General features: G+C 46.0%; 22 protein-coding genes and 1 tRNA gene. 7 read left to right on the top strand and 16 right to left on the bottom strand.

All coding sequences use genetic code 11. From position 1 onward, the window contains the following. The 8 genes from ACQY26_RS02630 to ACQY26_RS02665 form a co-directional block, all read right to left on the bottom strand. The coding region (locus tag ACQY26_RS02630; protein ID WP_428047528.1) for a hypothetical protein at positions 1–817 on the bottom strand (817 nt) is incomplete at its 3' end. A gap of 187 nt (positions 818–1,004) precedes the next feature. Next, on the bottom strand, positions 1,005–5,315 hold the full coding sequence (locus tag ACQY26_RS02635; RefSeq protein ID WP_428047529.1) for a hypothetical protein: 4,311 nt from the start codon (positions 5,313–5,315) through the stop codon (positions 1,005–1,007). Between the two features lie 109 nt (positions 5,316–5,424). After that, the gene (locus tag ACQY26_RS02640) at positions 5,425–7,023 is read right to left on the bottom strand and encodes a tetratricopeptide repeat protein (protein ID WP_428047530.1); all 1,599 of its coding nucleotides are present in this window, start codon (positions 7,021–7,023) and stop codon (positions 5,425–5,427) included. A 35-nt stretch (positions 7,024–7,058) separates the two neighbouring features. Continuing rightward, positions 7,059–7,499: a ribosomal protein S18-alanine N-acetyltransferase gene (gene rimI, locus ACQY26_RS02645; protein WP_428047531.1), complete on the bottom strand. Its 441-nt coding sequence runs from the start codon at positions 7,497–7,499 to the stop codon at positions 7,059–7,061. Beyond that, positions 7,487–8,194: a tRNA (adenosine(37)-N6)-threonylcarbamoyltransferase complex dimerization subunit type 1 TsaB gene (tsaB, locus tag ACQY26_RS02650; RefSeq protein ID WP_428047532.1), complete on the bottom strand. Its 708-nt coding sequence runs from the start codon at positions 8,192–8,194 to the stop codon at positions 7,487–7,489. The genes rimI and tsaB overlap by 13 nt, the downstream gene beginning before the upstream one ends. Next, positions 8,164–8,655: a tRNA (adenosine(37)-N6)-threonylcarbamoyltransferase complex ATPase subunit type 1 TsaE gene (gene tsaE / locus ACQY26_RS02655; protein WP_428047533.1), complete on the bottom strand. Its 492-nt coding sequence runs from the start codon at positions 8,653–8,655 to the stop codon at positions 8,164–8,166. The genes tsaB and tsaE overlap by 31 nt, the downstream gene beginning before the upstream one ends. Next, entirely contained in the window at positions 8,652–9,089 is a 438-nt protein-coding gene (locus ACQY26_RS02660) for a glycogen-binding domain-containing protein (protein ID WP_428047534.1), read from the bottom strand. The genes tsaE and ACQY26_RS02660 overlap by 4 nt, the downstream gene beginning before the upstream one ends. Further along, positions 9,086–9,724: a TatD family nuclease-associated radical SAM protein gene (locus ACQY26_RS02665; protein WP_428047535.1), complete on the bottom strand. Its 639-nt coding sequence runs from the start codon at positions 9,722–9,724 to the stop codon at positions 9,086–9,088. Before ACQY26_RS02665 ends, ACQY26_RS02660 begins: the two co-directional genes overlap by 4 nt. 141 nt (positions 9,725–9,865) lie before the next feature. On the opposite strand from ACQY26_RS02665, the gene ACQY26_RS02670 reads away from it, so the two are divergent. Together ACQY26_RS02670 and ACQY26_RS02675 are read left to right on the top strand one after the other, a co-directional pair. After that, positions 9,866–9,955, top strand: a tRNA-Ser gene (locus ACQY26_RS02670). A gap of 229 nt (positions 9,956–10,184) precedes the next feature. Further along, positions 10,185–10,715 (top strand): HdeD family acid-resistance protein, encoded by a 531-nt coding sequence (locus tag ACQY26_RS02675; RefSeq protein ID WP_428047536.1) that lies wholly within the window; start codon positions 10,185–10,187, stop codon positions 10,713–10,715. Between the two features lie 53 nt (positions 10,716–10,768). Here ACQY26_RS02675 and ACQY26_RS02680 read toward each other — a convergent pair whose 3' ends face one another. Continuing rightward, the gene (locus tag ACQY26_RS02680; protein ID WP_428047537.1) at positions 10,769–11,254 is read right to left on the bottom strand and encodes a hypothetical protein; all 486 of its coding nucleotides are present in this window, start codon (positions 11,252–11,254) and stop codon (positions 10,769–10,771) included. A gap of 95 nt (positions 11,255–11,349) precedes the next feature. On the opposite strand from ACQY26_RS02680, the gene ACQY26_RS02685 reads away from it, so the two are divergent. Next, positions 11,350–12,753 (top strand): alanine/glycine:cation symporter family protein, encoded by a 1,404-nt coding sequence (locus ACQY26_RS02685; RefSeq protein WP_428047539.1) that lies wholly within the window; start codon positions 11,350–11,352, stop codon positions 12,751–12,753. An 89-nt stretch (positions 12,754–12,842) separates the two neighbouring features. Here the strand turns inward: ACQY26_RS02685 and ACQY26_RS02690 are convergent, their stop codons facing one another. Together ACQY26_RS02690 and ACQY26_RS02695 are read right to left on the bottom strand one after the other, a co-directional pair. Next, on the bottom strand, positions 12,843–13,382 hold the full coding sequence (locus ACQY26_RS02690) for a flavodoxin family protein (protein ID WP_428047540.1): 540 nt from the start codon (positions 13,380–13,382) through the stop codon (positions 12,843–12,845). Beyond that, a complete protein-coding gene (locus ACQY26_RS02695) occupies positions 13,383–13,772 on the bottom strand; it encodes a MerR family transcriptional regulator (protein ID WP_428047542.1) in 390 nt (129 codons plus the stop codon). A gap of 203 nt (positions 13,773–13,975) precedes the next feature. On the opposite strand from ACQY26_RS02695, the gene ACQY26_RS02700 reads away from it, so the two are divergent. The 4 genes from ACQY26_RS02700 to ACQY26_RS02715 all read left to right on the top strand — a co-directional run bounded on the left by ACQY26_RS02700 (position 13,976) and on the right by ACQY26_RS02715 (position 17,809). Continuing rightward, positions 13,976–15,382: a DEAD/DEAH box helicase gene (locus ACQY26_RS02700; protein ID WP_428047544.1), complete on the top strand. Its 1,407-nt coding sequence runs from the start codon at positions 13,976–13,978 to the stop codon at positions 15,380–15,382. 116 nt (positions 15,383–15,498) lie between these two features. Next, entirely contained in the window at positions 15,499–16,056 is a 558-nt protein-coding gene (locus ACQY26_RS02705) for a hypothetical protein (RefSeq protein ID WP_428047545.1), read from the top strand. Between the two features lie 16 nt (positions 16,057–16,072). Next, positions 16,073–16,456: an OsmC family protein gene (locus tag ACQY26_RS02710; RefSeq protein ID WP_428047546.1), complete on the top strand. Its 384-nt coding sequence runs from the start codon at positions 16,073–16,075 to the stop codon at positions 16,454–16,456. Between the two features lie 201 nt (positions 16,457–16,657). Further along, the gene (locus ACQY26_RS02715) at positions 16,658–17,809 is read left to right on the top strand and encodes a protein-glutamine glutaminase family protein (RefSeq protein ID WP_428047547.1); all 1,152 of its coding nucleotides are present in this window, start codon (positions 16,658–16,660) and stop codon (positions 17,807–17,809) included. Here the strand turns inward: ACQY26_RS02715 and crcB are convergent, their stop codons facing one another. From crcB to ACQY26_RS02740, 5 genes are read right to left on the bottom strand one after another with little or no spacing between them, the layout of a single operon-like run. After that, positions 17,810–18,178, bottom strand: a complete 369-nt coding sequence (crcB, locus tag ACQY26_RS02720; protein ID WP_428047548.1) for a fluoride efflux transporter CrcB — start codon at positions 18,176–18,178, stop codon at positions 17,810–17,812. Continuing rightward, a complete protein-coding gene (locus ACQY26_RS02725; protein ID WP_428047549.1) occupies positions 18,175–19,677 on the bottom strand; it encodes a sensor domain-containing diguanylate cyclase in 1,503 nt (500 codons plus the stop codon). Before ACQY26_RS02725 ends, crcB begins: the two co-directional genes overlap by 4 nt. Before the next feature lie 4 nt (positions 19,678–19,681). After that, positions 19,682–20,890, bottom strand: coding sequence for an extracellular solute-binding protein (locus ACQY26_RS02730; protein ID WP_428047551.1), 1,209 nt, complete (start codon positions 20,888–20,890; stop codon positions 19,682–19,684). After that, positions 20,887–21,894: a tRNA (adenosine(37)-N6)-threonylcarbamoyltransferase complex transferase subunit TsaD gene (tsaD, locus tag ACQY26_RS02735; RefSeq protein ID WP_428047552.1), complete on the bottom strand. Its 1,008-nt coding sequence runs from the start codon at positions 21,892–21,894 to the stop codon at positions 20,887–20,889. The genes ACQY26_RS02730 and tsaD overlap by 4 nt, the downstream gene beginning before the upstream one ends. A gap of 16 nt (positions 21,895–21,910) precedes the next feature. Beyond that, positions 21,911–23,218, bottom strand: a complete 1,308-nt coding sequence (locus ACQY26_RS02740) for a S41 family peptidase (RefSeq protein WP_428047554.1) — start codon at positions 23,216–23,218, stop codon at positions 21,911–21,913. Positions 23,219–23,226 lie beyond the last annotated feature (8 nt).

Here is a 23,226-nt window from a genome sequence, read left to right on the forward strand (position 1 = left end):
TGCTCTGTCCAAATTCCCCGTCTATCTCATACGTTCCATCCCACGCCGCACAAAAATATAAGTCCGTCCGCCCTTGCAGACATGCTTCTTTATTGGCGAATCTACCGATATTAGGACAATCAGTATCATTAGTAGGGCAGTAAGATGAATAACATTTATCACAGCAAGATTTGGCTGCAGTAGGATCGCTATCCCCGCCATAAACATCTACACCGTAACAAATATTTTTGTTATCGGTAGGATATAAAGCTACCGTCCTTATCGGCGGCGTTGAATCCGGGTTATAAGGGTTTGCGTTCTGCTGGTATTTGAAAATTTCAAAAAGTACGCTTTGTATAGGAAAATCACCGCTTTTTACGGGATATATTTTGGTAACGTCGCTAGACCCGCTGCTGCCTTCCACCTGCCTTGTCGGGTTATTGCAGGTTATATGCGCGCAAAGCGATAAACAACTGTTCGGATAATTATATAAGCCCCCCATCGTTCCGGTTACGTTTCGTCCGCCGACAGCAGCTTGAGAATATTCTATCAAAGCCGAGTTTACCCAAGGATCCGTAGAGTTCACAGGAGCTATCCCAGTCTTTACATAAGAACGATTTATATCGGCGTTAGCCATGGCCGTTTTAGGATCGCTAATCTGACAATATGCGCTCGATAAAGTGCTAGTAGGCTGATAAACCACTATGTTTTCTGTTACGGTCGCTGTCTGAGCCGAGGCAAATACCCCCGCAACAGCCAATACAAAAGCCAAACACCCGGCTTTTGCAAAAACGGCAAAGCTTCTTATTAATGAATATTCTTTTTGTTTATTTTTCATAATTTTCGGTTACCAATTTAAATATACAAAACATTATAAAGCAAACGCTATTAAACATATATATGTTAAACAGGAAATCTGCTATTAATCATTTTCGCAATTTTTAACAAACATTGTCAATAGATTTATATCACAACCGCAAATAATAAATGTTTGATACTCTGGAAATAAATCTATGTATCCGATATTAAGGGATAAGGATTTTTATTACTTTCTGCGATTTCGTCGCATTTCCCCTCGTCGGGCTTAACTCCATTATCGCATAATATAATCCTCTCGCCACTTTCCTTCCGTGGTTGTTCGTCCTGTCCCATTTGCATCTCAGCGCGAAGTTTCCTCCTCCTATTATCTCTCCGCTTCCGCCTACGTTGCTCGTCCAGTCCGGCTCTAATCCGCCCGCGTTGTTTATCTCTTCCAAGCTGCTCGTTACTCCGCGCGCGTTCATACACTCATATCCCCCGTCTCTTACCAAATCTCCCGCAATATTATATATCTTTATGCTTATCGTTCCGGGCGCCGGCATCTTCGTGATTTCAAACTGTCCGTAGCTCTGCCTCATCGGGTTCGGATAGAACATCGTCACCTTGTCGCTCTTCCAGTCCAAGTCCGCATACCAGCTGTCTCCGTTTACCACCATGATGTTTTCCAAGTTCGCGTACTTGTCCCAGTCCGCTACCTTGCTCGTTACTTCGCTCTGGTCGCTCTCTATCCTTATCGCTCCGTTTACGCTGTTCATATCGTATGAGTCCAGTACGCTTACATACCTGAACGGATATATCCCATCCGGTACTATCTGTCCCCTGTAATCCGTCCCGTCCCATACTCTTTCTATCGGGATTAAGTGCGGGCTTACTCCAACTATCGCTTTTACCAGTACCTTGTCGATGCTGTTCTCTCCTATCGCCGGTCCCGTCGGATCCGCCGGATCTATCAATGTCCCGTCAGCCGCTCCGCTCGTCATCGTCCCTGGCTTAAAGATCTGTATCGCCACTTTCATAGGCACTGATACCTGATACGCAAACGTCCCTACGCTTCCGTTATCCCTCGTTACGTCCGTCGTGTACCTGTCAAATATCTGGAAGTTGTCTACGTTCAATACCCTTGACTCTATCGTCTGGCTTACTCCTTCCGCTTTCGGGTACGGCTCCGCTATAAATCTTACCTGGTACGCGTCGCTCTTTACATACTTCCCCTGCTCGTCCTTCCCGTCCCAGTATAATTTGTTCTCTACATTTCCGTCATATACCGTGCTCAAATAGCTCGTGTTCGTCTTCGTCAAAACTCGGCAGATCGCTCCGCGCCCGCTCCCGTTCGTCCCCGTGCACGCTCCGTCGCTCAACGATACTATCTGCACCTGTACGCTCGCCGTCCTCGTTACCATAAAGCTTATCTCATACACCGGGATCTGTATCGTCTCCGAACTGTATACCAGTTTCGGGCTGCTCGGCTTTATGTCTATCTTCGTAAAATATACCGGCCCTCTCGCTATCGTTATATATCCCGTCGGATGATCGCTCGCGTCTACTTTGCTTAAAAATCCGCTCTCCTCATTAGCCTTCGGATCCTGCGGTATCAATACGCTTGTTCCCCCTAACGTCGCACTCGTGTAATACTTGCTCCCCGCTACGTCCGCCTTCGCGTATATATAGTACGGATAGAACCCGTCCGGGTACATCGCCTGCGTCTCTCCGCTTACGTTGCTCCCGTCTTCCGTCGTCTCATAATACCCGTCCCAATATTCAGTTACACGGCTTTCCCCTTGTCTTGCCCCAGTAAAACTCTTTATAGGCTCTATCGTCGGATCTACCACTACGCTCCCGTCGCTAGCCTTCCTGTATATACACTGCGCCTTCCCCTCCGCGCTTATCTCGCTGTTGCTCTGACATACTCTCGGCGGCCAGTTCTCTTCCCTTATATCGTTCGGGATTACTATGTCCCTGTCATAAATGTTTAACGTTACGTCCATGCTCTTGCTTAATACATAGCTTATCGTCGCCTGGCTCGTTGCTTCTTCTAGTAAACTCGTGCTCCCTACGTCTACTACCCTAAATAAATCCACCGGGAACTCTACCGTGCTAGTTACCACCTTCGTAGGATATAAACTGTCCCGCGCTATTACCCTAAATAAATAGCTCCCTTGCGTTACATATCTCCCGTTATTGTCTATCCCGTCCCATGATAACTTGTTCCCTGCTCTCGCCGATGTCTGTATCTCATTATCCAATAACGTCTTAACCACATACGGCCCTACCGTCTTGTTCCCAGAAGCATCATAGCTCGTCGTCAATACTTCCGCTGTTACATACGCGTCCCTTGATAATGCATAGCTAAATATGAACGGATCCAATCCGTGCGCCACTGGGCTTGACCCTATCGTGCTGTACCCTACGCTGCCTACCGTAAGCTCCGGCATACCTCGGTTTATACCTAATATCCCGTTCTCTATCCTCGCCGTCTTTACTCCGTCCCATACATACCCGTTTATCGTCTTCGTACTCTCGCTGTACGGGATCTCAGCCCATATCACATATACATAGTCTCCGTCTGGCATCGCCGCCCCTGCATAATCTTCTGTTTCCCCAGACCCCGCTGAAGCTACATATTTCCCTGTCAACACTGTCTGCACCGCCGCCGCGCATGTAGCCGCGTCGCTCCAGCACATCCCGTCCCATTTGCTGTTCACTTTCGTACGGCCCGCTTTCTGCTCTACCAAACTAAATACTTTATAACCGCTGTTCACCGTCATCTTCGGACCGTTTGAGCTGTTATTACTGCAATATCCGCTATCGCACGTCGCATTCGCCGTCGTGTTCTTCTTTATATTCGTGTCCGTAAACGTCGTACCCGGCGTGTATACTTCAAAATGTACCGTCGCCGCTTCCGTCAATATGTAATTTACCATCGCATACGCCGTCGACGTCTTCGCTAACCCCGTTACCTCTATATCCGTTATCTTCAATGGATCCAATGACATCTGTCTCGTCACCGTACGCGATACGTCGCTCTTCGGATACGAAGCACTCGTCCCGTCCCACTCGTCTTCGCTCCACGCCTGTAAACTTACCAAATAGTTCCCAAACGGTAATAACCTCCCGGCGTCATCCCGCCCGTCCCACGATTCGCTCATCGTCGTTATCGTGTCTTCACTGCTACCTACTCCCCCTCCTTGGAATCCTTCTCCTTCCCTAGGCAGCTGGTTCACTAACGCACGCTCTACTTCCCCGCTAGTCGGATCTATTATGTTGATCGTTACTGTTGCGTCCTTGCTTATCCTATAATTAATGTTGTAGGGTTCCGCCGTTACTGCTTTCTTCTGTCCTACCAATGTCGGCGTGCTCCTTACTGAATGAATGTTCGTTACGTCTACCTGTATTGGTATCTGATCCTTCCCAGGATATACTATCGTGTGCGATAAATCTATCTCCGGCGTGCTTATCCCGTCCCCAGGCCAATTGCTCGATATCGTCGTCCTATATCCAAAATCCCCGTTGCTCTGTCCAAATTCCCCGTCTATCTCATACGTTCCATCCCACGCCGCACAAAACTTCAAACGGGTGGTGCCGGAATAACAATCGGATATGCCGTTAAAATTACGGGCCGTGGCCGCACATTCGCTCTTCTTAGGCGTATTCGCCGCAGTACTCCAACGACAATTTGAATTTTCTTCGCAAGCGCCCTTTACCAAATAATTTGAACAAGGATTGTTTTCCTTTTTACTGCAAGTCCAAGTGCCGCCGGCGTTCACACAAGAAGTTCTGCTGTAATAATTGCCCGCAGTACAGTTGCGGTCGCAATATGTCGTATTACAAGTTTCATTGGAATTTGAACACGTTGTCGTAGGTTGGCAGCCACTATTCCAAGTAATGCTGTCACAGCAGGAAGTCGCTTTTGTAGGATCTGACGTATTTTCCACTATGCCTACGCCGTAGCAAATATTGTCATTGCCGGTAGGATATAAAGCTATCGTCCTTATAGGGGGAGTGGAATCCGGGTTATAAGGGTTGGAATTCTGCTGGTATTTAAAAAGTTCAAAAAGTATGCTTTGTATAGGGAAATCACCGCTTTTTACGGGATATATCTTAGTATTATTATCGCCGTCGGAGCCCTCAACCTGCCTGACGGGGTTTGAACAGGTAATGTCCGCGCAAAGGGACAAACAGTTGTTAGGATAAGTCCGCAGTTTTGTACCGGCGGCATTGGTTTTTTGTTGGGAATATTCTATCAAAGCCGAGTTTACCCACGGATCTGAAGAACTTACCGGGGCAATAGGCGTGGTATAAAAAGATACGTTGTTGCCCGTCCTTTCGGCGGTAGTCGTACTTATTTGACAATCGGCGAAGCTTTCCCCCGCAGACTGCGTTCCGCTTATAGGATAAGCCACAAAATTTTGAGTTACAGTAGCCGTCTGAGCGAAAAGCGCGGCGGCCGGAAATAAAAACAAACTTAAAACCGTAAAAACTTTTATAAAACGCCTTGGCATACCAACTGTTTTTGACATGAGATAATCCTTAATACAATTTATATAAAACAAAAAACGGCACAGCTCTTAAAGCTGCGTCAATAAAAAAACAAAAATCCCGTTTGCTTAAGTATATTTTACTTTAAACTTATATTTTTTTGGAAACTTTTTTCAAATTTTTTGCCGCAGCCTTATTTTGAGGGTCCAATTCAAGGACGGCTTTATAGTAATCGGCGGATTCTTTCCAAAGTTCAAGGCGCTGAGCCGTTTGCCCCAAATGAAGCCAAATTTCGGCGTCGTTTAAAGCTTTAACGCTTTGCGCCGGAATTGAACTTAAAATGCGGTAGGCTTCCGCATAATCGCCCTTTTTATAATAGTACCACGCCAAAGAATCCACAAATGCGGCGTCTTCCGGGTTAAGCGCGACGGCGGATTTTATATATTTGCCGCCTTCTTCAATGCGGCGGGTTTTATCCACCAGATAATAGCCGTAAAAATTCAAAGCTTCGGCGTTGTTTGGGTCCAGCTCAAGCAATTTTTTAAGCTGAGCCTCCATTTTTTTATATTTCTTTTGGCGTTCAAGCGTAACGGCGTAATTTAAAAGAATGCTCTCGCTTTTAATGTCAGAATTTAAAGCAGAGGCAAGTATTTCTTCCGCTTCGCTCCATTGCTCCAAATCCATAAGCGCAAGCGCATAGTAAAAAACTATTTCGGCGTCGGCGGGGAATTTCTCGTAAGCTTCTTTAAGAAGCTGGGCGGATTCTTCCGGCTTGCCCGCGCGGGAAAGGAAATAACTGGCCCTTATATGGAAAGACGGCTCCGCTTCATAGGCGGAACTTTCTTTAAGGAATTTGACGGCCGAAGCGTAATCGCCGCGGTTTTGGGCGTCCAAAACCAAAAACTGGGCCGCCGCCGGCTGTCCGTTATCAAGATTTTTCGCGCGGTGGAAATACGTTAAAGCTTCATTCTTTTTGCCGTCCAAAGTGTAATATGCGCCTATTTTAACTAAAACTTCAGCCGAAGCCAGCCCCGCCTTATCCATTGAGATATAAACCCGCAAAGCCTCCGCCGGGCGGCCGGAAGCCTCGTAAATGCCGGCAAGCACCGTATAAGGTTCGGAATCATAAGGATTGCGCGCAATATAATCTTTAAGATATTTTACGGCGGAGTCTTTGTCGTTCTGTTTTAAATACAGATCCGCTATGTTTACGGCTATAACGGGGCCCATGGACGGATAACGGGCGGAAAGATCTTCCAGATATTTTATGGCTTCATCGCCGTCAAGCGCGCTTAAAAGCGTTACGTACTTTATGATAATTTCGGAATTGTCGGGGCTCTTTTCCAATGCGGATTTATAAAGTTCGGCCGCGTCTTTAAGGCCGCCTTGGCTCCACAAAAGCCCGGCCTTCATGGCCATGGCGTCGGCCTCCTGCGGGGCAAGCGCGTAATAAGCCGGAATATATTTGTTCATGGCTTGTACGTCCTGCAGTTCCAAAGAAAGCGCGGATAAAGACGAAAGCAAAACTTTATCGCCGGGAGCGGATTTATATAGTTCCTCATAAATCGGAAAAGCGGCTGAGTATTTACCCTGCTTCTCATAATAAGCGGCTTCAATAAATTTTAAGTAAAATCCCCCGCCGTAAGCTTTAAGGGCGGCTTCCTGAGAAGAGGCGGTATCATCCGCAGATACGCCGGCCTTAATTTCCCCAGGCAAATCGGCCGCGGCGCAAAAAAGCTGTGCGGACATAAACAAACAAATTAAAAGAGATAAATTTTTTCCGTTCATAAATTCCTTAACATCAAAAGGGCGTTATCAGTATTATTATAAAACTTTTTTCTTATATTTACGGTTTTAAAAAGAAATTTGCGGTAAAGCGCGGCCGCCGGGGAGTTGCGCTCGTTGACTTCCAGCGTCACGCAAAGCACATTTTCTTCCGCCGCTTTTTTAAGGCCATATTCCAGCAGGGAAGAACCTAAACCGCACCGGTAAAAGGCCGGGGAAACGGCAAAATTAGTCAATTCCGCATCCTGCAGACAAAAGCGGAAAGCTATAAAACCCGCCAAGATATCATCTTTAACTATTGTAAATATTCTGGAAAAATCGTTCTTGATTTCGGCTTCAAACTCGGCCCGGCTCCAATGGGCGCAAAAATCGCTTGAGCGGGCCAAAAGAGCCAAAGCTTCCGCGTCATCAGCCGAGGCGGAGCGAATTATTTGCCGCATAATTCAAAGCGGGCGGGCTTAAGGTAAAGAGGTTTAAGCACTTCTTCCAAAGTTTGTTTCCCCGTAAGTTTATCACAGAGTTCCAACATTGAAGAAGCGTTGATTTTGTTTAAACGCGCAGACGCGTAAACGCAATTTGCGGGGAGTTTCTCCTTAAGGGAAGTTCTTTCCCTGTCCCAGCCGCATACGAAAAGCGGTCTGCCGCCGTTTATAAGCTCCGCATCCAGCTCTTCCCAGGAAGACCAGCGGGGGGCGGCGTTTTCGGTGCATAATAAGGAAAAATATTCTTCCCTGAAAGCGTGTATTATCAGGCATAAAACGCCGCCAGGGTTGGCTTTTTGCCACTTTTTATATTCGGCGGAATTTTCGGCCTGATACTTTAAAATTTCAAACAAATCCGCGGAAGAGGACTGTACCCCGTTGATTTCGCTTAAAACGGAAGCCAATGTTATGCCTATTCTTATCCCAGTAAAACGGCCGGGGCCTTTTACATAGAAAAAGCGCGTAACGTCTTTAAGTTTTACGCCGGCTTTGGCGAACAATTTGTTTAAAGCCGGGAAGAGCAGTTCCTCCTGCTTTATGCCGGCCTTGCGCGCGCGGTAAACTTCGCCGCCGCAGTCCAATACCATATAAAGAGGAGAAGAGGTGCTGTCCAAAGCTAAAGTTATATTTTCTTTTTTTCCGTCAGTTTGCATAAATTATCCAATAATGCGCGGCTTACTCGGCCGCCCGCGCCGAATTTTATGTCGCGCTCATTTCCGCTTTTTAAAATAACTTCTATTTCCAGCCTGTCCTTGGGGAAAAAACTTTCCGCCGCGCCCGGCCATTCTATCAGCAAAACGCCGGTTTCGTCTTCCAGCATTTCTTCAAAACCGAGGTTGAACATTTCGCCGGAATCCAGACGGAACAAATCCGCGTGGTAAAGCGTAATGTTTTTGTTTTTGTACTTCTTCATCAGGCTGAAGCTTGCGCTGGCCGGCTGCTTTTTAAAACCGAAATATTTGGCTACGGCCTTTACCATAACCGTTTTGCCCGCGCCTATCGGCCCTTTGAAAAACAGTATCTCCCCCCCCTTAAGCAAAGAAGCCAAAGCTTCCGCCAAAGAGGAAGTTTGTTCAGGAGAGACAGAAGTAAAAGTAAAATCAGCCGGCATCATATCACCGTTCTCAAATTGACGGTTTTGCCGTTGTATTCCACGCTGTCCGTATTGGAAGGATCGGCAACGGGCTTGCCGTCAACTTCAAAATAATATTTGTATTCGCCTTGCGGCAAAACTATCAAATTGCTGAAAACGCCGTTATCGCCCTTTTCCAGTTTTATTTTGTGGGCTTCCCACAAACTGAAATTGGCTACGACGTAAACTTCTTTCGCTTCGGGCATATTAAGCGTAAAGCGCACTTTGCGCAAAGCTATATCGCTTATTTTATGATCCCGGCTTTTTACCTCGGCCTCGGAATTTTTGCTTTTGGCCAAGCGCAAAGCGGAAGAATAATCGTAATAGGAAAAGAAAGCGTTAAGCAACAACACCACGCCCAGGCAAAGCATAAAGCTGAAAAACAAAACCGTAAGCGCGGAGGGACGCTGCGTCATGATATAAACTCCCTAAGGCGGAATTTCGCGCCCAGGCTTAAAGCCAGTTCTTTGGTCTTTTCCGCGTCAATGCCCTGTTTGTCTACTATTGTAACGGTTACGTCTTCCATTTTTGAAGCCAGAAGTTTTATAAATTCCAAAACGCTTTTGTAGCCGCGCTCCTTATATTGCGGCAGAGGGCACACTATGGAAAGCCATTCTTCTTCTTTAGGGGAATTTATGCTTATGCTGACGCTGTCGAGCGTCTTGGCCAAATCGCCTGTTATATCGCGCCCGTGCACCAAATTGCCGAGGCCCAAAGTATTAAGCCTTATCGGCGTTTTGGGGTATTCGCCGGCGGCCATTTTGGCTTTAAGAGCGGAGGCGACCTTAAGCAAAACATTAAGACGCATAGTAGGCTCGCCGTAACCGCAGAACACTATTTGGCCGACGCGGCCCTCTTTGGTTTGTTTGCAAATCTCTTCAAGCACTTCTTCGGCGGAAGGCTCCCTGCCCTCAAGGTTAAGATTATAACCGTTAAACACCATGGAAAACTTCGTCTTTATACAAAAGACGCAGGCGTTAGGGCATCTGTTTGTAAGATTTATATAAAGATTATTTTGGAATCTGTATACTATCTTGGCATTATCTTTCATATTATTATTATAGCATTGTTTATGAGGCGGGCAAAACCGCAATAGGCCGTGCAAAGCGGCGGGCAATCGGCAAAATAAAACGGATAATTTTATGGAAATATAATCAAATAATTGATAAAATTATATTAATATAAGATTTTTGGAGAGGTGGCCGAGTGGTTTAAGGCGCTTGTCTTGAAAACAAGTGTGCGGGAAACCGTACCGTGGGTTCGAATCCCTCCCTCTCCGCCAGTTTTCTTACTAAAAAGCCCTATTTCTTTGTTGTTTGCTCAGTCGGATATATCCGCCTTCGGCGCGTTTCCCCGGTATTCCTTCCTCGCAAACTCCTAGAACTAGGGCTTTTTATTTTGTTAATTTCAAATACAAAAACATTTAAACAAAATGCGCCATAATATAAAACCCTTGAATATATAGGCATAAAGCTTATAATTAGAGAAGGTCTTATAAGGGGGTAGCAATTATGTTACTAAGTACAAAATCAAGCATTTGGCTTACCGTTACGGGCGTAATATTTATCATCGCCGGTATTGCGGTTTTGGCTTATCCCGGTTTAACTTTGGAAAGTTTGGCCGTATTGCTTGGTATATCCATATTGATAACCGGCATTGCTCAGCTGGCCGCTTTCATCGGCAACACAGCCGAAGAGCGCGGCTGGGTCCTGTTTGCCGGTATAGCGGACGTGATAATAGGCTTGTTTTTGCTTCTTAATATCACGCCGACGGCATTGGCCTTGCCTTTCATTATAGGTTTCTGGGCCATGTTTATCAGTTTGGCTAAGGTGGCCGCCGCGTTTTCTTTAAAGAAAAGGGGCTTTAAAAATTGGGGCATTTTGCTTGCGGCCGGGATAATCGGCTTCGTGATAGCGTGCCTTATTATTTATTACCCGGTTTTCGGAGCATTGTTCATAACCGCTTACGTAAGCGTGTTCCTGCTTTTTGCGGGGGCGATGTCAATTGCGGAAGCCGTATTTATCAAAAGAATATTGAAATAGAAACGCAAATCCCCCGGTCAGACGCCGGGGGATTTTTATGTGTAAAACGGCGCTTACTTAAGTTTTTTGCGTGCTGTTTTTCCCATCAAAAACAAAGCGGCATATCCCAAAGACACATAGAAGCAAATCAGAGAGAAATACGTCAAACAAAACCAAGTTAATCCGCGTTCCGCTCCGTTGAAGGAAAAGGTATAATAAAAAGCCAGTTTCGCAAAAATTTCCTCGGCAAAAAACACTTTTATGCCGTAAAGAGCCAAACAAAAAAACGCGCCCCGCAGACAAAACCCCGCCAGACGCGGAAGTTTTTTAAGCGCGGCGTTTACCGACGTACGCAAAATCCGTTCGGCCCCGTAACCGCCTTTAAACAAAGCTTTGCACCAACGGTAATTTAAAGCGTTGTGGAGCAAAAACAAAACAAACAGAAAAGAACCTAAAACCTCGTGCGTAAAAACACCCGTCGCCGGCAAAGCGAACAGAAACAAAAAGCACGCAAGCATTGCGAAATCGACAAATATTTTTAATGCGCCGGCTGCAGACATTGATTTAATCTCCGTTTTTTGTGGCGCATATACTTAATATTATATATACTATTTGTTTATAAATTTTTAATATCTTAAAAAACAAAGGAAAAATTATGGCGGATATTATAAATCAAGCAATATCTTTAATCAACGACCGCTTCTTGGGATATATCCTGATGGCGGCACTCATGGCGGCCGGCATATACTTTACTCTGGCCACCGGCTTTGTGCAGTTTATGCGCCCTTCCAGGATGTTCAAACTGCTGGCTTTGGGAGAAGGCTCAAAAGGCAAAGGACACATATCTTCATTCCAGGCTTTTTCAATAAGCACGGCTTCGCGCGTGGGCACCGGCAATATAGCCGGCGTGGCGATAGCCATTACGACGGGCGGACCCGGCGCGATATTTTGGATGTGGCTTATCGCCGTTATAAGTTCGGCTTCCGCCTTTGTCGAAAGCACTTTGGCGCAAGTATACAAAGTAAAACAGGGCGGGCACTTCCGCGGCGGACCGGCTTATTATATGAAAACGGCCCTCGGCAAACCTTGGATGGGGGCGGCTTTCGCCGTAATAATAACGCTGACTTTCGCTTTCGTATTTAACTCCGTGCAGTCAAACACCATAGCGCAATCCATGAATAAATCTTTCGGTTTAAGCTTAACGCTTACCGGCCTGCTGACCGCCGCACTAACCGCAATAATAATATTCGGCGGGCTTAAAAGGATAGCTTCCTTTTCCGCCGTAATAGTGCCGTTTTTCGCCTTGAGTTATATAGCGATAACGCTGACGGTCGTCGCGCTTAATTTGGAAAAGATACCCTCGGTTTTCGCTTTGATATTTCAAGACGCTTTCAGCCTGCGCAATATCGCCGGAGGAGCCCTCGGCGCAACGATTATGACCGGCGCGCGCAGAGGCTTGTTTTCCAACGAAGCCGGCATGGGCAGCGCGCCAAACGCAGCGGCCACCGCCAATATATCCCACCCGGTAACGCAAGGGTATATACAGGCTTTAAGCGTATTTGTGGATACTCTGCTTATTTGCAGCTGTACGGCGTTTATAGTGCTTCTTTCCGATTACGGCGGTTTAAATTTGGAAGGAATCGCCCTTACGCAGGCTTCGCTGGGGCAAACTATGGGTAAATTCGGGGAGTATTTTATATCCTTAAGCGTGCTGTTGTTCGCATTTACCTCCATAATAGGCAATTACTATTACGGGCAGGCCAATATTGAATTTCTTACAAGCAAAAAATGGGTTATGCCGGTATTCCGCGTTTTGGTCGCCGGTATGGTGTTTTTTGGAGCGGTGGCGAAATTGCATTTGGTATGGAATGCGGCGGATTTATTTATGACGGTTATGGCTTTAATGAATATAACCGCGCTGTTTTTGCTTCGCCGCCAGGCTTTGGACGTTCTTAACGATTACAGAAAACAGAAAAAAGCCGGAGTTAAAGAACCCGTGTTTAATCCTGCGGACGTCCCCTCCGTAACAAAAGCTTACGCTTGGGAAAAGAAAGCTTAATTTTTAGTTCCGACAAATAAAAGCGCGGCTCAATTAAGAGCCGGCCCTCAAAAAAGTATACAGGCTGGAGCCGGCTCCAAGTCAATGGGTTAACATTTAAGGCCGGCTTCGTAAGCTTCAAAATAAGCCGGAGTATTTTTAACTTCGCCTTTCTGCCAAGCTCCCACGCCGTAGATAATTTTCTTTTCTTTGGCGCCGTCCAGGCAGTCCTCGGTAAAGCCGCGCAAGGCTTCAACGGTGCGGGAAAGATTCTTCTTTTCCGTATCGGCCGCGCTGAGGATAAAGTAGAAATCCTTATCGCTTATTTCCGTGTAGCGCGGCACGGTGCGGTCTATAAAAGTTTTAAGCTGGCCATCCATGGAATAAAAATAAACGGGCGTAGCCAAAACTATCACCTCCGCTTTAACCATTTTTTCAAGCAGGGGTTTCATATCGTCTTTCTGCACGCAGACGTGGGAAGTGTTGCAGACGCCGCATCCCAAGCAATAATTGATTTTGTAATCCGGAAGAAAAATTTTCTCAACTTTGTGCCCGGCTTCAAGCGCGCCGGCCATAAACCGGTCGCAGAGCAAATCGGAATTGCCGCCCCTTCTTGGGCTGGAAGATATTATAAGAACTTGTTTGGACATTTATTTCTCCTTTCCGCCGAGAAGTTTCTTCTCGCAGGATAAAATCTTAGTTTCATAGACTTCTATTTTGTGATTAAGCCTTTCAAGCGTTTTTTGCATTTCTTCTATTCTGAGTTTAAGACGGTCCCGTTCTTTGACGAGGAGGTCCTTTCTCTTGCGCGCAGTGCGGCTGCCCTTTTGATAGAGCGAAACATATTCCACCAAAGTTTCTATGGAGAGCCCCGCCCCGCGCATACATTTTATAAACTCGACCCAGCTGCAATCCGAGGGAGTATAATCGCGGATGCCGCTTTCTTTGCGGTTCACTTCCGGGATAAGGCCAACCTTTTCATAATAACGCAGGGTGTCAACCGGCAGGCCGTATTTTTCGCTTACTTCGGAAATAGTCATAATAATTCTCCTTGTAAGATATATTATAATATTTGGAGTTAACTCCAAGTCAACGGCAAAACGCGCATTTTGGAAGCTTCTAAAATTAAAGCAAAACAAATATTCTTTAGTTCAATTCCGGAAGATATTAAGTCCACATACAAAAATGGAACTCCAATACTCAATCAGTACAAGCAGGCAATCAAAATGTTAAAATACACTTTATGACCAATAATCTTTTTGACGCGCTCGGCCTTAAAAAAGCCGTAGTTAAAGCCGTTAAAAACATCGGATATTTAAAGCCTACCCCCGTGCAGGCCGAGTTTATACCCGTCGCCCTTAAAGGACGCGACGCTTTAGCCTCAGCGCAGACGGGCAGCGGCAAGACGTCCGCCTATACCATACCTGTATTGAACAAACTTTTGGACGAAGAGGAAAAAACGGCTTTGTTCGTCGCGCCGACAAGGGAATTGGCCCAGCAAATACAAACCGTTTTCAGGGATTTGGCCAAAGACACCGGCATAAACACCGCGCTAATTACCGGCGGCAAGAATATGCAGGGGCAATTAAGGAAGCTTAAAACAAATCCGCGCGTTATAATAGGAACGCCGGGCCGCCTTAACGATCATCTTAAAAGGAAAAGCCTTAAATTGAATAATACGGCGGTAGTCGTCTGGGATGAAACCGACCGTATGCTTGATTTGGGTTTTATGGCGCAGATAGAGGAAATTATTTCCTTCCTTCCCGCCGAAAAGCAGACGCTTATGCTTTCGGCCACTTTCCCGCCGCGCGTACTTAAATTGGCTCAAAAATATTTAAACAATCCCGAACAAATCATAATCGGCGGGCTTAACAACCCTTCCGAAAACGTAGAACAAAAAAACATAAAAATAGAAGGCAATGACAAACTTAAAAAACTTACGGAAATTCTTACCAAGTTAAAAGGACAGGCTTTGGTGTTTGTAAAAACGCAGCGCGCCGTGGCCGAAATTACCAAATATTTGAAGAAGACCCTCTTTGATGCCGCCGCGCTGCACGGCGGCCTTAAGCAGAAAGACCGCGACGCCGCACTTAAAGGATTTAGGGAACAAGCATTCAAAATACTCGTCGCCACCGACGTAGCCGCGCGCGGATTGGATATTCCTTCAATTTCTACCGTAATAAACTACGAACTGCCCCAAAACCCGGAAGAATACATACACCGCTTGGGCAGAACGGGCCGCTACGACAAAACCGGCGTTTGCATTAACCTCATCGCCCGCGCAGACAGAAGCGCATGGAAAGAAATAAAAACTTTCTTGGAAAAGCAACAGTCCGTAGGAGATATTGCGTTCCCCGCCCAAGAGAAAAAACCTTCCCGGCCGACGCTCAGGCCGGAAGCGGCGGAACTAAAATCTTCCGCCGGCGAAAAAAAGGAAGAACCGACAACGGCAAATAAAACCTCCGCAAAAAAGGCTCGGCCTAAAATCAAAGCCGCCGCCCCCGCTGTTCAAGAGGAGAAAAAGACGGAAGAATACGTTTTTACCCCTTTTAAAAAAGTCTACGTCGGAAAAATCAAAGAAGAAAAACCTAAACGTTTAAAAAATGCGCAGACATTCAAAAAGGTCCGCAAAAACGGCAAGAAACGCTGAAACGCATTGAAAATCATCCGCAAAACCTTATAATATATATCGCGGATGAAAAACGGGCCGATTTTGGCGGCGCGGCCAGCCGTTTAAGCCGCGATTTTAATTTGATATACTAAGATATGCTTACATTTATTTTCAGGGTTTTTATCGTTTTTACCGTCTTTATAGCCGGGGCCTTCGTAGGCAATATTTATATGCCGCAGAAAACGCTGGAACAAAGCTATATAGTGGCTTTGGACGAGCCTCAAACATCTTTAAACGAACAGGACGCACCCGGGCTTCAAAACGCTTTAAACGCTTTAAAACAAATGACGCAGGCTTTGGAACAAACCCAAATTGATAAAGAAACTTTGTTCGGTCTGGAAGATGCCGTGCAAAAACAGCTCTATTTGGAAGCGTTCAAGGCGGCTAAAGCCGATTACGAAATACAGCTTTTAAAAGTGCAGAAACATCCGGAAAATCATGACGCGTTCTTAAAAGCAAAGGCTTTGTACTATAATCTTTCGCAGTCTTTGAGCGCGGCTTATCCGCCGAGGCCCAAGCAGGAGATTATCATATTGGACTCCGCCCAAGCCCAGCCGAATATAACGATTTCCGCTTCAGCCGAAGCGACAAAAAAAGAACAATCCCAAACGCCGGCCGATAAAACCGCGGCGGCGCAAACGGATAAAAAATGAAAATACAGGGGGAAGTATGATAAACGCAAAATTTACGGGTAACAGAAAAATAAATATTGAGGCCAAAGGTTTTAATATACCGGTGGATTTGGCTAAAACGGAAGGCGGCGACGGAAGCGCGCCCAATCCGTTTACACTGCTTATGGCGGCCTTGCTTTCCTGCTCCGCCTATCACGTACTGCTTTTAGTTGAAAGACTGGGCATGAATAAAGAGGCTTTCCATGTGGAACTTGAGCCCGGTTTGGATGCCAACGGAGATATGCAAAAAGCTTTGATAAAGGTGTTCGTACCGGCAGATTTCCCGAAAGAAAGGGAAGCCGCGATGAAGGCTTCGGTAATGGGCTGCAAAGTGGGCAGACATTTAAAAGCCGAAAGAACGGTTGAAATTATACGAGGTTAAACCGAAAACGGAAATCAACTTTTGCCGAAAGATATCAGAAGACGGCGGGGAGATAAAACTCTCCGCCGTTTGCTTTAACCAAATTAATTTTATTAACGCCCGAAAGGCTTGCGCCGTTTACCCTAAATGCCCATAGGCTTTTAGGCCCTTTTGCCCTTGTGCCGGCAATTGCCATTATCTATAATTTATAAGAGGGTATTTATGAAAAAATATATTTTTATTTTAATCGCTTTGTTTTTTATCATTCCTTTAAACGCCGGCAATTTTAAAGATGCGCTTTCCGCCGCCATTGCGCCGAGATCGGATAAATATTTCCTTAAAGTCAAAGGCTTTAAGCCCTCTTCAAAAATGCCGGAAGGGCCCTCTTTGTGGGATGGAATAGTTTCGTTCTTCACGTCCGAAGAAGACGAATACAAACAAAGGGCCGTCGCCGATTATATATACAATATGTACATCATAGAAGCCGCCAAAGGCGCAAGGAAATCCCCTGCTTATTTGGATACTTCCTACACGGGCGCGCTTGATCCTATATATCGATCAGATTTTAAAAATGCGGCCGAATTAAAAAAATTCTACGACAAACATCTTTCAAAAATAAACGCTTTGCTGAAAGAAGATTTTAAAAACTACAGATATAATCCCGCGGAAAAAACAAACGCCGCCCAGCAAAATGTTTACATCAATATGCTTGTAAACACCTACAATAAAAACAGAGCTTTTTCCTATTTCTGCGGGCCCGCCGCTTTAAGCAAAAACGCGCTTACTTCGGCAAGAATGGCCCAGCTGAAAAGGCAAATAGCCGTCAACGACAATAAAAACAAAGATTTATCCGTAATTTATTCCTACACAGACCCGATGGTCATGCTTGACAACGCCACAAGGACCGGCGGCAGAACAAACGCGACGACATACACTTACAGACCTTTAAGGGAAGAATGCGCCGCCTGCAGTTATTCTTTCTGTAAAGACATCTGCGCCGTAACGGAAAACAAATACGCCGTATATAAACTGATTAGAGTTTATGAGTTGGTCGCAAAGGCGAGATCGGGATTTTTAAAAGATAAAAACGGCAAAGACAGATTTACCTCTTCCTCCGGGAAAAGCTTTCCTCAGTGGGATTATCACGCGGCGTCTTTACTGGTGTTTGCGGAAAAAGACGGCCCGGCTTTCGTGGTGGTGGATACTATTTTGGAAAAAGAACCCGTTTCCTACGAGCATTGGCTTTCCCTGTTTGACAAAACAAGCACATACTTCAGCATAAAGCCTTTTATAAGAAGCAAAGATTCGGAAAGCAAAATAATGAAAACTTCGGAAATGCCGCGCTCTTATAAACCGCACGTTATAAGGAAATAATCAGTTAACAAGCTTAAACGCGGAAACCCCGGCGAATACCGCCGCCATGCATACCAGCAGCGTAGACAAGATATAAAGCAAAGCTTTAAAAATTTCGCCGTCTTTTAAAAGCATGAGAGCATCCAAACTGAAAGCGGAAAATGTTGTAAAACCGCCCAAAAGACCGGCAATCAGAAAGTATTTAATAGGCTGAATATTTTTAAATTCAAAACCGGCCAAAAAACCTATAAGCAGACATCCGATAAAGTTTACGCAGAAAGTGCCCCAAGCGTTATGAAGGCCGGCGCGCGAAACCATAAACAGACAAACGCCGTATCTGAGCGCCGCGCCGATAAATCCGCCCGCACCGACCGCCAAAAAATTTGTCATTTTATTCTTCCGTCCTTTACGTCGCCGTAAAGCGCCCAGAAGCCGCGCCCGTGCTGTTTTACGTAATAAAGGGCTTCGTCCGCGCGTTTGATTAACTCGGACTGGTCTTCGGTATCGTAAGGAAATACCGCTATACCCTGGCTGATTGAAAGTTTTATATCGGCCCCGCCGGTATATTTGGGATTGAGTTTTATGGCGGAAACCTTTTCCGAAAGGCGTTTGGCTATGCTTTTGGCTTCCTCGCCGGTGGTGCGCGGCAGCATTATAACGATTTCGTCCCCGCCGTAGCGGCACGGCAAATCGGTTTGACGAAGGCTGTTTAAGATGACTCCGCTGACTTCTTTTAAAGCCTCGTCGCCGAGCAAATGGCCGTAAGTGTCGTTTATGGTTTTAAAATAATCTATGTCCATAAGTATTAAAGACAAAGTTAAATTAAAACGCTTGGAACGGTAAATTTCTTGGGAAAGATTCTCGTTGAAAAAACGCCTTAAAGCCAGCTTGGTGAGTTCGTCGTAATTGGAAAGTTCCTGCACCTTTTCAAACAGGCGCGCGTTATCTATGGCCAAAGCTATTTGCGCGGAAAATTGTTTTAAGCTTAACATATCTTCCGTAGCTATCGGCATACGCGAAAGCATATTGTCAAAAACCATCCAGCCCAAATTTTTGGTTTGAAGCGTAAGCGGTATGGTTAAGACTATGTCGGAACCTTTTGCCGCCGGGCAAATGCCGTAATCGCCGTCGCAGTAAGAAGTGAAGTTTTTTGACAGATTGGCCGTAATGTCTATCTCTTTAACTTCGCCGGAAAGATCCGCGCTGTAAGCTTCCTGCAGTTCATTGGTTTTAGGATCGACCAAGTAGAGGGAAGTTCTGTCGAAATAAAAGCTTTTTTGTATGCTTTTTAAAATTTCTATCAGGCTGTCTCTTAAACGTATTGACGTGGCAAACACCCTGGCCAAATCGTTTAAAGCCTGCGCTCTTTGCAGCTGGGAAGTGTTGTAGTGGTCTATTTCCGTCATATTTATTTTTGACGAAAGTTCCCGGCAAAGAGCTATTAAAGATTCAATTTCGCTCTGAGTAAACGGCTTATTTTTTTTAAAGCGTTCCACCCTTATTACGCCGTAGCGGCTTCTGTCGCGCCGGCCGCTTGCCAAGGCTTCAAAACTGCCCTGCGGGCTGCGCCATTTCACCAAGACGTAAACCGCCGGATAATCCAACCCCGGGGAAAACATATATCCGTCCTGCAAAAGCTTTATCACTTCCGGGGAGTAGCGGTCGACAAACACGTCCTCCTGCAAATCATAGCACTTGCCTTTTTGGCAGAGAGTTTTTAAAGAAATTATGGATTTTTCTTCCTTCCAGTCAAAAAATAAGACTCTGTCCGCGTCAAGATAACCGGCGAGAACGGGCAAAGCATGGCTTAAAAGGCGGTCTATACTGGTGAACCTGTCTGAAAGGCCCTGATAAAAATTATATAAAAGCAAGCTTCTTTTATTTTGCATAGGCTTATTCGTTATAAAGATGAAGGATATTGTTTACTTCGGCATCGGCTTTTTTAAGTTCGTTTTCAAGTATCGCGCCGGAATAACGGTTCATCACCGTTGCGCTGGCCGCCTTGGACATTATATTGCCCAATATTTCCATAACCGTGCCGGAAGCGGTGTGATTGCTCATAGTACGCGCACCGGCTATGATATGCGCGTAATTTTGTATACGGTGCGGCGAAGCCAAAAGGAAATTCTCGAAACTGCCTTCAAGCGCGGGGAAAACTTCCGTCATGGAGGCGTACTCTATTTGTTTTTCCGGGCGGGTCAGCCATTTGATAAGCTCAAGAGCGTGCCCTATATTCGCGCCGCCGCGCACTATGCCTAAATTGACTCCGCTTAAATAGTTTATATGTTCGCGTCCGGTTTTGGGGACAGGCAAAGTTTTAACTTTGAAAGAAGCTTCCTTGCCTTCGAACATCGCCAAGCCCTGGCGGCGCGTAATCATCATGCTGGATTTGCCGCTTGATATCGCCCCGTTCGAGCTGCGTTCCCTTAAAATAGGCATATAGCCTTTTACGGCCAAATCTATAAAATCCTGCAAGCCCAGGCGGAAAGCTTCCGTCCCCAAGCCGGAGGCTTCACAGGTTTCGTTAAAAATGTCGCCGCCGCGGCCCCAAATGCAAGGCAGCGACGAACGGTAGGAAAGAGAACCGCGCAAATCATTGTTTTGCACGGGGAAGTAATCTTCCTTTCCGTTAAAATAATCTTTCAGCATGGCGCAGGCTTCAAGAAAACCGCGCCAAGTGCTTAAAAGCTCTTCTGGTTTTGAGGACACCAGTTTAAGGTGATCCTCGCGGTAGTGCAAAGCGGTAATATCCATCCACCAGGGATAGGAATAAATGTCAACGGTGTCTTTTTTATAACAAAACGGTTTAAGCGGATCCAAACAATTATCGACCCGCAAAGATTTATCAAGTTCGGTAAGATTTTCAAGAAGATTGGCTTTGACCAACAGATTCGTCCAATAATGCGGGAAAGCTATTATATCCGGGCAGCCCGCACGGCCGAGTTCATGCTTAAGCGTGAACATCTTGGTCCATAAAGTGCGCCTGTTGATTACTCTTACGGTAATATTAAGTCCGGGATTGTGCTTTTTAAAACCGGCGAGAATCTTCTCCGTCATCCGCTGAGTAAGCGTGCCGTTATCGGGCATCATCCAAAAAATCATTTCTTAGGCCAGCTCCTCACAACCATATTGGGGTTTATTCTGATATCGCCCGTATTCTGTCCGCGAGCAAGCTTCTTTGCCGCGCACAAAGCTATCATCGCCGCATTATCCGATGAAAGCGGCCTTAAAACAAAGCGGGCTTCTATCCCCTTCTCCGCGGCTTTTTTTACGAGCATTTCCCTTAAAAGACCATTCGCGGCGACACCGCCGCCCACGGCTATATGCTTTACCTTGTACTTTTCAGCCGCATTTATCGCTTTTTTGACCAGCGTTTCAACGACCGCCTGCTCAAAAGAAGCGCAAATATCGGGCACGCTTACGTCTTTATGACCCCGCAAATAATAGCTTACGGCGGTTTTTATGCCGCTGAATGAAAATTCACAGCTTCTGTCAAGCATAGGCCGGGGAAATTTTACGGCGTTTCTATCCCCTTTTAAAGCCTGCTTGGAAACTTCCGGCCCGCCGGGATATCCAAGGCCCAAAAGCTTGGCGACTTTGTCAAAAGCTTCGCCGGCGGCGTCGTCGCGGGTCTTGCCGAGAGGCTTATAATCCCCATAGTCCCGGACAAGCCATAATTCGCTGTGCCCTCCTGATACTATAAGCGAAATTAAAGGAAATTCAAGGGGGTTAAGCTTATCAGCCCCCGTAAGTTCGCAGGCGAACAGGTGCCCTTCCAAGTGGTTTACGCCTATAATCGGTCTGTCAAAAAGATTGGCTAAAGTTTCCGCCGCGACGCGCCCTACCAAAAGCCCGCCCGGCAAGCCCGGGCCGTTTGCAAAAGCGATATAATCGGGAATAATATCCCCCAAAGCCGCTTTTATAACGCTTGCTATTTTGGCGGCGTGGGCTCGGCTTGCAAGCTCCGGCACGACGCCGGCGTATTTTTTATGCAAGTCTATTTGCGTATAAATTACGTTGGAAACCACCTCCCGCCCGTTTTTAAGAAGGGCGGCGGAAGTTTCGTCGCAGGTGCTTTCTATGCCCAAAATGTAACTGTCTTTCACTTAAATACACGCCGGCTTACTTAGCCTTTGCGTCCTCTTTCACGTTAAGATTGCCAAGGACTTCCCTGGCTTTTAAAAGTTCTACTGCTCTTTCCAAAACCGGGTCTGCCGCTTTTGCCTGTTCAGGCTCCGCGGTTTTCTTGGAAGGAGAATAAATTAAATTGGTGGTGTAAAAAGTAGCCGCGCGCGCTTTGGCCGGCTCAAAAGGAACCACTATATCCGGCACAATGCCGCCGGTTTCATCGGCGTTTTTGGCTTTAAAGTTTTTATGTATCATGCGCCCCAAAGGCGTATAATATTTGGCCACCGTTATCCTAAGGCCGGAAGTGTCGGGCAGGCTTATAACCTGCTGCACGCTGCCTTTGCCGAAAGTCCTGGAACCTATTAAAACCGCGCGTTTATGATCCTGCAAAGCACCGGCGACGATTTCACTGCCGGAGGCCGAACCTTCGTTTACCAAAAGAGCCATGGGAATATCGGCGTATTTGGCCTTGGGATTGCTTTTATATTCCTTAAAAAATTCTTCTTTGCGGCCTTTGGTGTAAACTATAAGTTTATTGTCGCCTATAAAAAGCTTGCTCATATTTACCGCACTGTCCAGCAAACCGCCCGGATTAAAACGCAAGTCCACGATTAAAGCTTTCATGCCTTTATCCTGCAAAGTTTGCATCGCCTTTTCAAAACCTTCAACGGTATGGCCGGAAAAATCGGTAACGTAAATATAGCCTATATCGCCTTCCAGCATTTTGGAGAATACGACTTCCGGAATGATTTTAGTTCTTTTCAAAGTTACTTTTTTGATTGAAGTTTTGCCCGTTTTTTCGTCTTTTCTTTCAAGTTCCACCTTTACTTTGGTGCCGACTTCCCCCCTTAAAGCCGCGACGGCTTCGTCGCTTTTCATCTCGGAAACGGGCCTGCCATCTATTTTAATTACTTTGTCTTTGGGTTCCACTCCGGCTTTGTAAGCGGGGCTCTCTGGCAAAGGCGTAACGACGATAAGTTCCCCTTGTTTGGAAGAATTAAGGCGCATGCCTACCCCGCCGAATTCGCCTTTTGTTTCTTCGCGCATGGCTTTCATATCCTCTACGCTGATGTATTCGGAAAATTCATCCAGCTGGGAAGCCATGCCGTAAAGCGCGCCGACAACCAAATCTTTGGCGTCTTTTTCTTCCACGAAGTTATCCTGTATTTTGCCCATTACGTCGACAAGTATTTTAAGCTGGTCAAGCCCGGTGTCCACGCCGGAATAGGCGAAAGGGAACATGGTGCCCATAAAAAAAGCCGCTATCATAAAAATTACGTATATGTTTATTTTCTTTTTCATAAATTATC

The organism is Candidatus Proelusimicrobium excrementi, from assembly GCF_937881865.1.
Lineage (GTDB): Bacteria > Elusimicrobiota > Elusimicrobia > Elusimicrobiales > Elusimicrobiaceae > Proelusimicrobium > Proelusimicrobium excrementi.